The following is a 14,208-nucleotide window of genomic DNA, read 5'->3' as shown; positions in this document are numbered from 1 at the left end:
GCGCCCGGGGCCGTGCCGGTGGTCAGTCGCGGCGCCGGTCCACCGCCCGGCCGCGCTCCCCGAGGGACACCTCGTCCGCCGCCCGGGTGCCCTCGTGCCAGCCCGCCTCGTCCGTCACGCCGCGCAGCCGGGTGCTGGTGGTCCGCGGGAACAGCCGCTCCGCGTGGTCGGTCACGGCCACCTCGCGGGCCGCGAGCACCGGCAGGGAGTCCGGCACCGTGGCGGTGACCCGGCGGGCGGTCACGGTGAGGCGGTCGCCCACGCGGTGGGCGTAGGCGGCGAGGAACGACTGCCGGAAGGTCTTCGTCCGCTTCCGTCCGGCGGCCCGCTGCCCGGCCTCCGCACGGGTCATCGCCGTCGTCCCCTGGACCAGCAGCGAGGTGTACAGCAGCTCGACCGCGTCCAGGTCGGAGGCGAAGCCGACCACCGTGGAGAAACCCAGCTCGCCGTTCCAGACGGCACGGCAGTGGTTGGCCGTGGCGACGGTGTCCAGCAACACGGCCTTCGCCGTCTCGTACGGGGCGTCCACCCCGATCCGACAGGCCCCGGGCGCCGCCTTCTCCCGGGTGCGGGACGCCAACAGGGCCTCGTCCACGCTGTGTCGCGCCATGAGTTCCTGGGCCTTCGCGCTGAGGGCCTCCGCCTCTTCGGGGAACGTCGTCGCCTCCGCCTTCGCCAGCAGCGCCCTGATCCGCCCCAGCGTCTTCGGCTCCCCGGCCACGGGGGCGGGCAGCGGGTCGCCGGGGACGGGTCCGACCGGCTCGATCGCGGGCAGCCGCAGCAGCAGCCGGTACAGCTCCAGGACGGCGGTGGCCCACGAGAAGCGGTCCGGGTGGTCGCGGAGCGAACGCGCGGCCCCGCCGGCCACCGGGTCCGCCCCCGCACCCTCCGTCTCGCCCAGGGCGCCCAGTTGCTCGTCCCAGCGCGGCGGCAACCGTTCGTAGCGGGCGGTCTCGCCCAGGACGAGGCGGACCGCGAGGCGGACGTGCGGCTCGTCCAGCTCCCGGCGCACCCACCGCACCACATCGGCCGGCTGCCAGCCGCGCCGCCAGGCACCGCTGATGAACTCCCGCCCCCGGCGCACGAGTTCGGGGTCGGCGTCCGGGGCGGCGGCGAGCAGCGAGGCCCCGGCGTCCAGACCGGCGTCCCCGTCGACGTACAGGGCCGCGGCGAAGGCCCGGCCGACCACGTCGCCGGCCGCGCCGCCGGCCGGTCCGGTGCCCTGGTCCCGGCCGCCGTCGGCCGCCGAACCGGCAGCGTGGTCCGCGGGTCGCCCCCGGGGCCGGTCGCGTCCCGTCGTCATCGACGCGCCCCCGCCGTGCGCTGGACCATCGAGGTACCTCCTTCTGGCGGTCGTCCCGGTCGCGACCGCTCACCAGGATGGTCGCAGCCCCACCGGCCGGCCCTCTCGACCGCTCCTCCTTCCGGAAAGTTATCCACACCCTGTGGACAGCCTTCTCCCGTCGACACCTGACGCTGCCACCGTTGTCAGTGGGCGCTGCCAGAATCGAAACGTGATCGAACGGTGGGCCCTGGCGCCGACCGAGGACGGCGGCGCGGAGCTGGTCCCCCTCGGTGACGACGGCCTGCCCGCCGCAGATCCCGTGCGCGAGCCGGACCTCGTGACCGCCGTGCGGTCCCGCCCCTCGGTGACCCGGTGGGTCTGGCGCTCGACCACCGAAGTCCACCCCCGGCTCCTCGCCGCCGGGGTGCACGTGCCCCGGTGCTACGACATCGAGACCGCCGAAGGGCTGCTCCTCGGGCACGAGGGCCGCCTCGGCGAACCCCGCTCGGCCGCGGCGGCCCGGGCCCGACTGCACGGCCACCCCGTGCCGCCCGACCCCCCGCAACGCTCGGCGGAACCCGGCGCGCAGTCCTCGCTGTTCGAACCGCGGCCCGCGCCCCTGCCGCTGACGGCCCTCCTGGAGGTGTACGCCGACCAGCAGCGCCGCCACGCCGCCACCGCCCACCCGGACCGGATGCGCCTGCTCACCGCGGCCGAGTCGGCGGGGACGCTGGTCGCCTCCGAGATGAACGCGACGGGCCTGCCCTGGCGCGCCGACGTCCACCGCGAGGTGCTGCACGAACTGCTCGGCGAGCGGTACGCGGGCGGGGAGCCGCGGCGCCTGGCCGAACTGGCGGACGAGGTGTCGGCCGCGTTCGGGCACCGGGTGCGCCCCGACCTCCCGGCGGACGTGCTGAAGGCGTTCGCCCGGGCGGGCACGAAGGTGCGCTCCACCCGGCGCTGGGAGTTGGAGGAGGTCGACCACCCCGCGGTGCGGCCCCTCATCGAGTACAAGAAGCTGTACCGCATCCACGTGGCGCACGGCTGGTCGTGGCTGGCGGACTGGGTGCGCGACGGCCGCTTCCGCCCCGAGTACCTGCCCGGCGGCACGGTCACCGGCCGCTGGGTCACCAACGGCGGCGGCGCCCTCCAGATCCCCAAGGTGATCCGCCGCGCCGCGGTCGCCGACCCCGGCTGGCGCCTGGTGGTGGCCGACGCCGACCAGATGGAGCCCCGGGTGCTGGCCGCGATCTCCCGCGACCCCGGTCTGATGGAGGTCGCCGGCCGGCCCACCGACCTGTACCAGGAGGTGTCGGAGCGGGCCTTCGCCGGCGACCGCGAACAGGCGAAGCTCGCCGTCCTCGGCGCGATCTACGGCCAGACCTCGGGCGACGGCCTCAAGAACCTCGCCGCGCTGCGCCGCCGGTTCCCGAAGGCGGTGGAGTACGTGGACCGGGCGGCCCGCGCCGGCGAGGAGGGCCGGCTCGTACGCACCTGGCTGGGCCGGACCTGTCCCCCCGCAGCGGGCTCCGGTGACGCGGACCGGGAGGAGGCGGGCCTGCCCCAACCCGTGGACGACGCCGAACCGACCACCGGGGACGGCGGGTTCACCCCCGGCTACGCCTCCACCAACACCCGCGCCCGGGGCCGCTTCACCCGCAACTTCGTGGTCCAGGGCAGCGCGGCGGACTGGACCCTGCTGCTCCTGGCCGCCCTGCGCGCCGCCTGCGCCGAGCTCCGGGCCGAGCTGGTGTTCTTCCAGCACGACGAGGTCATCGTGCACTGCCCCGCGGAGGAGGTCCCCCAGGTCACGGCGGCGATCCGGGACGCCGCCGCCACCGCCGCCCACCTCACCTTCGGCCCGACCCCGGTCCGCTTCCCGTTCACCACGGCGGCGGTGGAGTGCTACGCGGACGCGAAGTGACCCGACCCGCAGGGGCGCAGGGGGCTCAGGGGGCGCCGATGTCAGTGGTCGGGCCTACGGTTCTCCCATGGCGCAGAGCGAGGTGACCCGGACCGAGGTCCTCCAGGCCCTGGCGGAGTACGACCGCCTGGGCCGTGACGCGTTCCTCGACCGGTACGGGTTCCACCGCGCCCGCACGTACCTGCTGGTGCACGCGGGCCGGTCCTACGACTCCAAGGCCGTGCTCGGTGCGGCCCACGGCTTCCTCCCCGGGCGCCGGCCGCTGCGGGCGCGGGACCTCTCCGGCGGGGCGGACCACGCCGTCCGCGTGCTGCGGGCGCTGGGGTTCGAGGTCGTGCGGGCGTCGTTCGGCGAGGAGGAGCTGATGGCCCTCGTCAGCCGGCTGAAGGTGAGTCACCACCCCGTGGACGGGCCCTCGCGGTACCAGCCGCTCACCCTGCTCTGGGCCATCGGCCGCGCCGTCAACGACGGTCAACGGCTGCTGCCGTGGACGAGCACCGACGAGCGGTTGAGGCCGCTGCTCGCCGCCCACGGCCGCCCGCACCAGCGCAACCGCCCGGAATACCCGTTGGCCGCGCTCCACCGGGCCGGGTTGTGGGACATGGTCGACGTCGAGGGCCCCGTACCCCCCGCGCACGGTGACGCGGCGCTCAAGGCGTGGTTCACCCGGCAGCGCCCCACCAGTGGCCTCGTCGCGCCGGTGCACGACCTGGTGCGCAGGTCCGGGCTGGCCCGACTGCGGGCCGTCGACCACCTGTTGGCCACGTACTTCGGCGATCTGGACCACGCACCGCTGCTCGCGGACGTCGGGCTGGACGGCGACCGCATGGCCGACGACCTCGCCCCCGCCTCCGCGCCCGCGCCCGGCCCCGATGTACCTGCCGGTCCCGCCGCACCCGTCACGCCGGTCGTGCCGGTCTACGAGGAGGCCCCGGCCTCGTCCCACGACCCGCTCGTCCTGGCCGCGCACTACGAACGCCTGTGTCAGCTCGTCGAGGGCGGGGAAGCGGAGCGTCACGGCCGCCGCACGGAACGGACGACGAGCCGCCCGGTGCGTTCGGCAGCGGCCCGCCGAGCCGTGTTCGAACGCAGCGGGGGCCGTTGCGAGAACCCCGGGTGCCCGGGGCAGCCGGTGGACGTGACCGACCGGGGAACGGCGATCCTGGAGATCGATCACGTGGACCCGCTCGCGGGCGGGGGGCGGGACCACCCCGCCGGGATGATCGCCCTCTGCCCCAACTGCCACGCGGTGAAGACGCGGGGCAGGACCAGGCACCACCTCGCGGAGCGACTGCTCGCCGTGGCGCGGGAGCGGCACGCCGCGCTGTGGGGCCGGGGCGCCTGACCCTCCGCCCCCCTCGGGTGCGCCGCGCGCGGCCGGCGAATCGTGACAGAGCGCTCATAGGAAACCTCGCCGACCAGCGGGGGGAACAGGCATTCGCCCGGTCGGTGAAAGGTTGTAGGAAAAAAGCGCTTTCTTCGCGTTGCGTTTCTCACGTAAGACACACCTCGACACGCCTCCCGAAGCGCGTGACACGCTCTGATACTTCCGGCAGGGGCAAAAGGTCACGGAAGAGAAACGGTGGAGCCGCATCGGAGGGGGTCCCCCACCGGGTGGGAACCACGGCTTCCTCGGTTCCGCACAACCGTCATGGTGTCCCCGGCATCTCCTCGGGGGGAGAGCGCCGCACAGGACAGCGCAGAGGAGCCAGGCGAGGTATGAACGCGCACCATCGTGGAGGGGCGGACGAGGACGAGTTCGACGCCGCGGACCTGTGGGTACGCAACCCGCAGACCGGCGCGTACGAGCTACGCCTCGACGACGCACAGGAGCCACCCGCGTCCCGTGGGGGGCACAGCGGTGCCCAGGACCCCGACCGACCGCTCCCCGGGCAGCGGGGTCGGCGGCGCAGGAACGACACGCACGAGGAGCCGGGCGCTCCCTTCGGTGAGCCCGACGACTACGGCGCCGCCTACGAAACCGACCCCGCCGACCGGGGCGGCAGGGGCCGGCGGGGGCGGCGCAGCGGCGGGGGCGCGGGGGTCGACGCGGACGACCGGCGGTACGACGCCGCCGATGGCGATGCCGATGCCGATGCCGATGATGACGCCGCGGACGACGGTGGCCGGACGCGGGCGGGGAACCGTTCCGGCGGCTCCCGCAGCCGCAACCGGTCCCGGTCCCGTTCCGCGCAGCCGTCCGCGCCGGGCTCCCGTGGCGACGGGAACGCCGCGGAGGCGAGCGGCCGGCGGGGGCGCAAGCCGAAGAAGTCGCGGAAGAAGAAGGTCCTGATGTGGACCGGCGGAATCCTGGGCGTGGTGCTCGTGGGCACCTCCGCCGGCGCCTACTACCTCTACGAGCGACTCGGCGGCAACATCGACACCGTCGACATCGGGGACGCCGGCAGCGGCAACAAGAAGCTGTCGGGGCGCCCGTTGAACATCCTGGTCCTCGGCACCGACAAGCGCACCGGCAAGGGGAACGCCGGTTACGGGGACAAGGGCAGCGCGGGCCACGCGGACACCACGTTCCTGTTCCACGTGGCCGCCGACCGGACGAACGCGACCGCGCTGAGCATCCCCCGCGACCTCATCACCGACATACCGGACTGCCCGACCAAGCAGCCGGACGGGTCCGAAGAGGTCATACCCGGCACCCCGGGCACCCGCTTCAACAACTCCTTCGGACAGGAGGGGCGGGACCCGGGGTGCACCATGCGGACGGTCTCGGAGATCACCGGGCTGAAGCTGGACCACTTCATGATGGTGGACTTCAACGCCGTCAAGACGCTGACCTCCGCGCTCGACGGCGTGGAGGTCTGCCTCGACAAGCCGGTGCGGGACGTGAAGGCGAAGCTCGATCTGGGGGCCGGGTCGCACACCATCGAGGGCGAGGACGCGCTCGCCTTCGTCCGCAGCCGCGCGGCCACGAAGAACGGCAGCGACCTCGACCGCATCGAGATGCAGCAGAAGTTCGTGGCCTCGGTGATCCGCAAGGCGAAGAGCGACTTCCTCGACAGCCCGACGAAGATGTTCTCGCTCGCGGACGCCATGACGAAGAACCTCACCGTGGACACCGGCATCGGCACCGTTCCCAAACTCACGGCGCTCGCCAAGGAATTGGGCCGCATCGACCTGAAGAACATCAGCTTCACCACCGTCCCGGTGATCGACAACCCGGCGGAGGAGACCCCGATCACCGTGGTCCTCGACCCCAACCGCGCGCCGCAGATCTTCGACGTCCTCAAGAACGACGTGTCGTTGACGGAGGTCAAGAAGAAGGAGAAGGCGGCCAAGAGCAAGCAGGACGCCGTGCTGAAGGGGCCCCGCGCGAAGCCCTCGGAGATCAGCGTCGACGTGTACAACGGCGGGGAGTTGGTGGGCGCCGCCAGCACCACGGTCACCTGGCTGGTGGACGCGCAGGGCGTGCCCGGCGCGGTCAACAAGAGCAACGCGCCCGCGAAGGCGGCGAAGACGACGTTGGAGTACGCACCCGACCAGGTGGCGCAGGCCCGTGCGGTTGCCGATCTGATGGGGCTCCCCGCGAAGGCCCTCAAGCCGCGGACGGGAGCGGACGCGTCCTCGAAGGACCCCATGACGTTGACGCTCGGTGCCGACTTCAAGGGACCCGGCATCCCGATCAAGCCGTCGAACAAGCCCCCCAAGGGAGTGAAGAAGGTGCAGGGCGACACGAAGATGTGCGCTGCCTAGCACACCGTCCACGAGAACAACAGCGGTGACGCACCGCTCCATCGGGTCGTTGGAAGCGTGTACGCGGTCGGTTCCCCCACCGATCGCCACGCCCCCACACCACCCGGGAGATGCCGTTGCTCGGTCCCGCCACGTCCGCATCGTCCAAACCGGACGTCAGGAGTTACGCCGCCTCCTACATCGGTTACGCGCTGTTCGCCACCCGCTGGCTCCAAGCCCCCCTGTACTTCGGGCTGGTGGCCGCGCAGGGCGTCTACGTCTACAAATTCTTCAACGAACTGTGGCACCTGATCGCCCACATCATGAGCGGGCAGGCCGACGAGACGCACGTCATGCTCGCCGTGCTGAAGCTGGTCGACGTCGTGATGATCGCCAACCTGCTCATCATGGTGATCGTCGGCGGCTACGAGACCTTCGTCTCCCGCATCGGTCTCCAGGGCCACCGCGACCAGCCGGAGTGGCTGTCCCACGTCAACTCCAACGTCCTCAAGGTGAAGCTCGCGACGGCCATCGTGGGCATCTCCTCGGTGCACCTGCTCCAGATGTTCGTGGACGTCGCCCACACCTCACAACACTCGCTGCTGTGGGGGACGGTGATCCACATGGCGTTCATCCTGTCGGCGGCGATCCTCGCCTACATGTCGGGCCCGATGGAGTCCCACAGCCGCCAGGACCCCGGTCACGACGACGGCGGTGACCACGGCTACGGCGACGACCACGGACCCGACGACGGGGACGCGCGGCGCCGGGCCCACCCCCGCAAGACCTACGGGAAGCGCCCGACGCTGGCGGACCACACCCGGCCCGTCGAACCGGTGGCGGACGACGCCCCCGGCCCCGTCGACCCGTCCCCGTGGACGGTCCGGCAGACCGGTCCGGACGCGCCGGCGGCCGGCGGCCACCCGGAAGACGCCCACGCCGTCCGTCCGGCGGTCGCGACCCGCCGGAACACCATCCCCCCGCAGGGTTCCTCGCGCGACCGCGGGGACGCGCCCGTCCCCACCACCGCGGAGGACCGCCTCCACGCCGCCGGCTTCCCCTCCCGCAAGACGCTGGAGGACTTCGCCGGTGACCAACAGCGGCCCCAGGAACGGAAGACGATCGCCCGGCTGGGCACCCTCGGCTTCGTGGACGACCGCGCCAACGCGGTGTTCCTCGGCCCGCCCGGCACCGGCAAGACCCACCTGGCCGTCGCCCTCGGCGTGCGGGCCTGTCGCGCGGGGCACGGGGTGCTGTTCGCCACGGGCGCGGAGTGGGCCGCCCGGCTCGCCGCCGCCCGTTCCGCGGGACGGCTCACCGAGGAGCTCGCCCGCCTCGACCGGTACCCGGTGATCGTCGTGGACGAGATCGGGTACGTGTCGTTCACCCCGGACGAGACGCAGTTGCTGTTCCGGCTGGTCTCCCACCGGTACGAACGGACGTCCGTCGTCGTCACCAGCGACAAGCCGTTCGCCCGCTGGACGGAGGTCTTCGGGGACACCCCCGTGACCACCGCCCTGCTGGACCGGCTGGTCCACCACGCCGAGGTCGTCACCCTCCAGGGGGGCAGCTACCGCACCCGGGGCCACGACCGGCCGGCGGCGTTCCACGCGGAAGGCCGCTGACCGGCCGCCCGGCCCGACCGCCCCCGGAACGGGACCGGAACCGCACCGGAACCGGGACCGCACGGGACCGGAACCGCCGGTCACCCGCCCGGGGGCACTCCACCGTCCGCGGCGCGTGCCGCCAGGACGGCGGCCTCCGTGTCCTCGGCGACCAGGTCGTGGTTGAGCTCGAAGGCCGCCGCGGCGCCCGCGCCCGCCGCCGTCACCAGGAGGGCCCGCGGGTCGACCGCGTTGCCGACCGCCCACACCCCGGGCACCGCGGTCCGGCCGGACGGCCCCACCGGGACCCGTCCCCCCTCGTCCCGGACGCAGCCGAGCCGGGTCAACAGTGCGTCCCGCGGCACCATGCGGGGGAAGACGAAGACCGCCGTCCGCGGCACCGTCCGGCCGTCCGTCAGTTCCACCCCGGACAGTCGCCCGCCCCCGGAGGCCAGGGCCCTGACCTCACCCGTCACGGTGCGCACCCCGCGGGCGTCCAGCCGTTCCCGGTCGTCCTCGGACAGCCGCAGGGTGTGCGCGAACAGCACCACGTCCGGCGACCACTGGCGCAGCAACAGCGCCTGGGCGACGGCGCCCTGCCCCGTACCGAGGACCCCGAGGGGTTGGTCACGCACCTCGTGGCCGTGGCAGTAGGGGCAGTGCAGCACCCCGGTGCCCCAGTGCTCCCGGACCCCGGGGATCCCGGGCAGTTCGTCGCGCAGCCCGGTGGCGACGAGGACCCGGCGGGCGAGCAGCGCCGCGCCGCCGTCCAGGCGGACCACGAACCCGGGCTCGACGTGTTCGACCCGGCCGCGGAGCAGCTCGACCCCGTACCCGGCGACCTCCGCCCGTCCCAGGGCGAGCAGTTCCGCGGGGGGCGTGCCGTCGCGGGTGAGGAATCCGTGCGCGTGCCCGGCCGGTGCGTTGCGCGGCTCCCCCGCGTCGACCACGGCGACCCGGCGGCGGGCCCGCGCCAGGACGAGCGCGGCGCTCAGCCCGGCCGCCCCGCCCCCGACGACCACCACGTCGTACGCGCCCTGACCGGTCGACCCCGCGCCGGTCGTCTTCCCCGTGTCGTCCCTCGTGTCGCCCATCGCGATCACCTCCACCGGCAGCCTGCGCCGAGCGTCCCGGTACGGGCAAACGTTGTTGCCGTTTCCGCGAAAAGCGATCGGGGCGGTCGGTCAGGCCGTACCGGTCGCCGGGGCGGTCCTGCGCACCGAACCCATGGCCCGGGTCACGGTGATCTCGATGACGACCCGCTGGGGGTTGACCCGGGGGGTCCGGTAGCGCTCGGCGTACCGGGCCTCCGCCTGCGCGACGGACTCCGGATCGTCGCGGACCACGGCCGGCCCCTCCAGCGTCGACCAGCGGCGCCCGTCCACCTGGCCGACGGAGGCCCGCGCACCGGGCCCGGCGGCGAGCACGTTGCGCACCTTGCGGCTGGTGGCGCTGGAGATCACCCGGGCGATCCCGGCGTCGGGGTCGTAGGTGACGCCCACGGGCACCAGGTGGTGCGAACCGTCGGGGCGGGCGGTCGACAGGAAACCGATGTGCCGCTCCCGCCAGAAGTCGAGGAACTCCGGTTCGTCGCTCGGGCGGGGGGCACGGGGGTCGCCTCCGGACGCGGTGGCCGGGGCGGGGACGGGGTCCGGTGCGGACATCGGGTGGCTCCAAGGTGGTGCGGGGGGGTGCAGGGTACGGGTCGGGTCAGGACTCGGAGGGGTGGACGCTGATCACCTTCCCCTTGACGTCGGCCTTGAGGTATCCGCCGCCGTACGCGTCGGCGAAGTAGACGGACAGGCTCGTCGGGGTGCCGAAGGCGGTGCTGGGCGGGCTGACGACCAGGTAGCGGGAGGTCGGCTCCGCGACCTTGAGGTCCTGCTCCGCACGCTTCAACAGCGCCGGAACGACGTCCCAGTCGAACTGCCGCAGCGACACCGGACGGTCGCTGCTCGGGAGGGTGCCGCTCGCGGGCAACTTCATCACGCCCGTGTCGACGCGGTACAGGTAGCGGTCGAACTTCCGGTCGCTGCCCTTGAGCAGGACGGTGGCGGAGACGTGCTCCGGGTAGACGGTGAGGGCGCCGACCCGGTCGGAGCCGGTCTCCTCGCGCAGGACCGCGAGCGCGGAGCGGATGCCGTCGGGCGTGAGCAGGTCCTTGCCCTTCGGCTTCGACGTCCCGTCGGAGGCCGGGGTGCGGGCCGCTCCGGCGGCCGGTGGCGGCGAGGCCGCGACGGTGCTGCCGCCGGTCGGGGCGCTGCGGGCGGGGTCGGCGGCGTCGCCGTCGCCGCCCGGTCGGGGCAGGAACTGCCACAGCAGGGCGCCCAGGACCAGGGTGCTCAGTGCGGCGGACCCGACCGCGATCCGACGGGACCGCCGCCGCGCATCGCGCCCGCGCCCGGTGCCCGTGCCCGTGGCGACGACGGTGACGTGCGGCGGGGCGTACGGGTTCCCGGTTGCCGGACCACCGACGAGCGAACCGCCGACGGGCGGACCACCCGTGGGCGGACCACCGGTGGGCGAACCGCCCGTGGGCGGGGTGCCCGTGGGCGGGGTGCCCGTGGGCGGGGTGCCGGTGGGCGGGGTGGCGATCTGCGGGGTGGCGGGCGGGGGCGTGAGCCGGTACGAGGTGGCGGGGGCTTGCACGGTGCCCGTCGCCGCGGGCGGCGGAGCCGTCCCGTACGGCCCCGACCACGTGCCGTGCACCGGGTACCCCGTGTCCCGGGCGGCGGCATCGGCGAGCATCCGGTCCATGGTGTCCGGATCGGGGCGGGCGGCCGGGTCCTTGACCAGCAGCGCGGCCAGTACGGGGGTGAGCGCCCCGGCCCTGGTCGGCGGCGGCAACTCCTCGTTGAGGACCGCGGCGAGCGTCGCGAGGGTGGTGGCCCGGCGCAGCGGATGGTGGCCCTCGACCGCCACGTACAACATCATCGCCAGCGACCACAGGTCGGACGCGGACCCCCCGCGCTCCCCGGTGATCCGCTCGGGGGCCATGAAGTCGGGCGTCCCGATGATCGACCCGGTGGCGGTCAGCACCGTCGACTCGCGGATCGCGGCGATGCCGAAGTCGGTGAGGACGGGCCGGCCGTCCGGGCGCAGCAGCACGTTCGCGGGCTTGACGTCCCGGTGCTGGATGCCGACGGCGTGCGCGGCGCGCAACGCGGCCAGCAGCTCCCGGCCGAGGACGGCCGCTTCGGCGGGCGCCATCGGTCCGCGCCCCAGCCGGTCCTGCAACGAACCGCCGGTCACCAGCTCCATCACGAGCCAGGGGTACGTGGTGTCGCCGCCGGCGCCGTCACTGTCCACGATGTGGTGGATGGTGACGACGTTCGGGTGCTCGACCCGGGCCAGTGCACGGGCCTCGCGCAGCACCCGGGCGCGCAGCAGCCGGGCCGCCTCGGGGTCGTACTCGGCGAGGTCCGGGTCCGAGGGGCGCACCTCCTTCAGCGCGACGGCACGGTCGAGGACCAGGTCCCTGGCCCGCCACACCATGCCCATGCCGCCACCGCCGAGCCGGGCCTCCAGCGCGAAACGCCCGTCGATGACCCGTCTTCCGGTCTCCCCACCACCGCTCATGGCCCGGAGCATACGAGACGACGGGGCACCGCCCGGCCCGGGTCACCCGCCGATGCGACCGCCGTCCTCGGGCCACACCACCACGACCGCGGGGCGCACCAGCGTGCCCGGCCCTTCGGGCCAGGTGCTCCCGGGCCGTTCGGCCGTGGCGCCGTCCGTCTCGCCGGGGTGCTGGACGGCGACCAGCACCCGGCGTTCCTGCACGACGGGCCCGCAGGTCTCGGCGCCGACCGGGACGGTGAGGAACTGCTTCAGCTCCCCGCGCCGTTCGCCGTGGGTGGCGACCCCGAAGAGGCCGTCGTTGACCCCGAGGTTGTTGCCGTCCGTGGAGATCCACATGTGGCCGTGGGGGTCGAAGGTGATGTTGTCGGGGCAGGAGATCGGGCTCACCCGGTCCTTGGGGAAGCCGGCGAAGTAGGTGGCCGGGTCCTGCGGGTCCCCGGCGACGAGGAAGAGGCGCCAGACGAACGTGTCGCGGGCCGGGTCGTTCCCGTGCTCGACGAGTTCCAGGATCTGCCCGTGCTTGTTGAGGTGGCGCGGGTTGGCCTCGTCCGCTCCGGGTCTGCCGGGCTTGCCCCGCTCGCTGTTGTTGGTCAGCGCCACGTACACGCGGCCCGTGCGCGGGGAGGGCTGTACGTCCTCGGGGCGGTCCATCTTGGTGGCGCCCACCCGGTCGGCGGCGAGCCGGGTGAAGACGTGGACCTCCTCGGCCGTCATCCCCGGGACGTGGGACACGTCGCCGGTGGCGAGCGGGATCCAGGTGCCGGTCCCGTCGAACTCGCCGTCCTGCGGGTGGACTCCGCTGCCGTCGACCTCGCCGGGGCTGTCGCCGGTGAGCCGGGCGACGTAGAGGGTGCCCTCGTCCAGGAGGGTGAGGTTGTGCTCGCGGGCGGCCCGTGAGCGGCCCTTGCGCATCCGTTTCGACGAGACGAACTTGTAGAAGTACTCGAAGCGTTCGTCGTCGCCGAGGTACACCACGGGGCGACCGTCGTGGGTGAGCCGGGGTTGGGCGCCCTCGTGCTTGAACCGGCCGAGCGCCGTCCGTTTGCGCGGCACCGAGTCGGGGTCGTACGGGTCCAGTTCGACCACCCAGCCGAAGCGGTGGCACTCGTTGGGCTCCCGGGTGGCGTCGAAGCGTTCGTCGAACCGCTCCCACTTGCGTTCGGTGGCGCCCCGCGGGAGCCCGTACCGCCGGTCCGTCTCACGGCCCGCGTGGGCGAAGTACATGTTGATGTTCTCCTCGCCGTGCAGGGTGGTGCCCCACGGCGTCTCCCCGCCCGCGCAGTTGTTGAAGGTGCCGAGCACGCTCGTACCGCTCGGGTCGGCCGTGGTCCGCAGCAGGGCGGCGCCGGCGGCCGGACCCGTCAGGCGCATCGGCGTCGAAGCGGTGACCCGCCGGTTGAGCCGGTGTCCGAGCACGGGGCGCAGCCGGCCGGAGCCGCGCTCCTCCTGCACCACGACCACGGACAGGCCGTGCGCCGCCCAGGCGGTCTCCACCTGTTCCCGGGTCGGGTTCTCGGCGTCGTACCCGCGGAACATCAACCACTCGCTGGTGTACTCGTGGTTGGCCACCATGACCTGGCGGCCCGGTTCCCCGGGCAGCGGGAGCAGCGAGAGGAAGTCGTTGTTGTAGCCGAACTGGCGGGCCTGGGCACGCGCCGACTGGCGGTCCGGGTCGAAGTCCGGGACGCCCGGGAAGAGGGGGTCGCCCCACTTGATCACGATGTCCTGCCGGTACCCCGGCGGGACGACCACGGCGTCCAGGGTGTTGGGCTGCACGGGCGTGAACCGCAGCCCGCGCGCCCCGTCCCGCCGCCCGCCGCCGGGGTGGCGGGGCCGGGCGACGGCCGGGGCCGCCCCGGTCACCGCCCCGACCCCGACCGCGGCGGCCACCGTCAGCACCGCCGCGCCGCGCACCACCGCACGCCGGGACACGGCGTCGGCGATCACGTCCCCGGCGTACGCGTTGGCGCTGGTGTTGGGCACCTCCTGGAAGCAGGCGTCACCGCAGCGGTAGCGGCAGGTGAGCGCGGAACGTCCACCCGGGTGCGGGGTGTCGTGGTGCAGCAACGGCAGCGGTCGGTACACGGTTCCTCCTCTGGCGCGGGCGCGCGCCGGTGGCCGGG

At 73.9% G+C, this 14,208-nt stretch carries 9 protein-coding genes; 4 read left to right on the top strand and 5 right to left on the bottom strand.

Annotation, left to right across the window (positions count from 1 at the left end; genetic code table 11):
- Nucleotides 1–22 precede the first annotated feature (22 nt).
- Nucleotides 23–1,303, bottom strand: coding sequence for a DUF2786 domain-containing protein (locus ACFYOU_RS18295; RefSeq protein ID WP_391306791.1), 1,281 nt, complete (start codon nt 1,301–1,303; stop codon nt 23–25).
- A gap of 211 nt (nt 1,304–1,514) precedes the next feature.
- Between ACFYOU_RS18295 and ACFYOU_RS18290 the strand changes: the two genes are divergently transcribed.
- From ACFYOU_RS18290 to istB, 4 genes are all read left to right on the top strand, one after another.
- Nucleotides 1,515–3,209, top strand: a complete 1,695-nt coding sequence (locus ACFYOU_RS18290; RefSeq protein WP_391306789.1) for a bifunctional 3'-5' exonuclease/DNA polymerase — start codon at nt 1,515–1,517, stop codon at nt 3,207–3,209.
- 67 nt (nt 3,210–3,276) lie between these two features.
- Complete coding sequence (locus ACFYOU_RS18285) at nt 3,277–4,554, top strand: HNH endonuclease (RefSeq protein ID WP_391306787.1); 1,278 nt, start codon at nt 3,277–3,279, stop codon at nt 4,552–4,554.
- A 374-nt stretch (nt 4,555–4,928) separates the two neighbouring features.
- Nucleotides 4,929–6,920: an LCP family protein gene (locus tag ACFYOU_RS18280; protein ID WP_391306786.1), complete on the top strand. Its 1,992-nt coding sequence runs from the start codon at nt 4,929–4,931 to the stop codon at nt 6,918–6,920.
- Between the two features lie 110 nt (nt 6,921–7,030).
- Entirely contained in the window at nt 7,031–8,524 is a 1,494-nt protein-coding gene (gene istB, locus ACFYOU_RS18275; protein ID WP_391306785.1) for an IS21-like element helper ATPase IstB, read from the top strand.
- Between the two features lie 80 nt (nt 8,525–8,604).
- Here the strand turns inward: istB and ACFYOU_RS18270 are convergent, their stop codons facing one another.
- The 4 genes from ACFYOU_RS18270 to ACFYOU_RS18255 all read right to left on the bottom strand — a co-directional run bounded on the left by ACFYOU_RS18270 (nt 8,605) and on the right by ACFYOU_RS18255 (nt 14,170).
- On the bottom strand, nt 8,605–9,597 hold the full coding sequence (locus ACFYOU_RS18270; protein WP_391306783.1) for an FAD-dependent oxidoreductase: 993 nt from the start codon (nt 9,595–9,597) through the stop codon (nt 8,605–8,607).
- 90 nt (nt 9,598–9,687) lie between these two features.
- A complete protein-coding gene (locus ACFYOU_RS18265; RefSeq protein ID WP_391306782.1) occupies nt 9,688–10,167 on the bottom strand; it encodes a TIGR03618 family F420-dependent PPOX class oxidoreductase in 480 nt (159 codons plus the stop codon).
- Between the two features lie 46 nt (nt 10,168–10,213).
- A complete protein-coding gene (locus ACFYOU_RS18260; RefSeq protein WP_391306781.1) occupies nt 10,214–12,082 on the bottom strand; it encodes a protein kinase in 1,869 nt (622 codons plus the stop codon).
- A gap of 42 nt (nt 12,083–12,124) precedes the next feature.
- Nucleotides 12,125–14,170 carry an alkaline phosphatase PhoX gene (locus ACFYOU_RS18255; RefSeq protein ID WP_391306779.1) on the bottom strand — a complete coding sequence of 682 codons (2,046 nt, stop codon included), beginning with the start codon at nt 14,168–14,170 and terminating at the stop codon, nt 12,125–12,127.
- Nucleotides 14,171–14,208: the final 38 nt, after the last annotated feature.

It is taken from the genome of Streptomyces sp. NPDC005955 (assembly GCF_042871255.1).
In the GTDB taxonomy this organism is placed as follows: Bacteria; Actinomycetota; Actinomycetes; order Streptomycetales; family Streptomycetaceae; genus Streptomyces.
Note: the sequence above shows the minus strand (reverse complement) of the source record. Positions and strands in the feature narration are given on the sequence as shown.